The organism is Flavobacterium sp. (assembly GCF_004211145.1).
In the GTDB taxonomy this organism is placed as follows: domain Bacteria; phylum Bacteroidota; class Bacteroidia; order Flavobacteriales; family Flavobacteriaceae; genus Flavobacterium.
Genome location: NZ_SEBS01000092.1, coordinates 1 through 1075 on the forward strand (window position 1 = coordinate 1; position 1075 = coordinate 1075).

Here is a 1075-nt window from a genome sequence, read left to right on the forward strand (position 1 = left end):
AAAGAATACGGTGTCGGTATCAAATGCGCCACCATCACGCCCGACGAAGACCGTGTCAAAGAATTCAATCTGAAACAAATGTGGAAATCGCCGAACGGCACCATTCGGAACATTCTGGACGGTACGGTTTTCCGCGAACCCATCGTAATCAAAAACGTGCCGCGTCTGGTTACCAACTGGACGGCCCCGATCATCGTTGGTCGGCACGCTTTCGGTGACCAATACCGGGCGACGGATTTTCTGGTACCGGGCAAAGGCAAGCTGACGATGAAGTTCGAAGGCGAAGACGGCACCGTTCAGGAATACGAAGTGTACCAGTTTCAAGGGCCGGGTGTGGCCATGGGCATGTACAACGTGGACGAATCCATCCGGGGTTTTGCCCATGCGTGTTTCAATATGGCGTTGCAGAAAAACTGGCCGCTGTACCTGTCGACCAAAAACACGATCCTGAAAAAATACGACGGTCGTTTCAAGGATATTTTCCAGGAAATTTACGAAGCCGAATTCAAGGCGAAAGGCGTTCACTACGAACACCGCCTGATCGACGACATGGTGGCATCGGCCCTGAAATGGGAAGGTAACTTTGTCTGGGCTTGTAAAAACTACGACGGTGACGTTCAATCGGATACCGTAGCCCAAGGCTTTGGTTCACTCGGTTTGATGACATCCGTGTTGGTGACGCCCGATGGCAAAACGATGGAAGCCGAAGCCGCCCACGGTACGGTTACGCGCCACTACCGCGAACACCAGAAAGGTAACCCGACTTCGACCAACCCGATTGCGTCGATTTTTGCCTGGACGCGCGGTCTGGCTTTCCGGGGTAAACTGGACGGCAACCAGGCGCTGATCGACTTCAGCCTGGCGCTGGAAGAAGTGTGTGTCGAAACCGTGGAGAGCGGAAAAATGACGAAAGATCTGGCGTTGTCGGCGTTCCCGAGCGGCACCAAACTCGTCGCTGGCGAACACTACCTCAACACCGAAGATTTCCTGGAAGCACTGGATCAGAATCTGAAAGTGAAACTGGGTTAATTGGTAGGGTAAAACAAACAAAATAGAAATAGAAATAGAAATAGAC

1 protein-coding gene is annotated in these 1075 nt (G+C 52.2%); it reads left to right on the forward strand.

Annotated features, from left to right (window positions below):
* Positions 1 to 1029 (forward strand): NADP-dependent isocitrate dehydrogenase (locus EOO50_RS17680; protein ID WP_290841608.1); only part of this gene is annotated, 1029 nt, incomplete at its 5' end.
* Positions 1030 to 1075 lie beyond the last annotated feature (46 nt).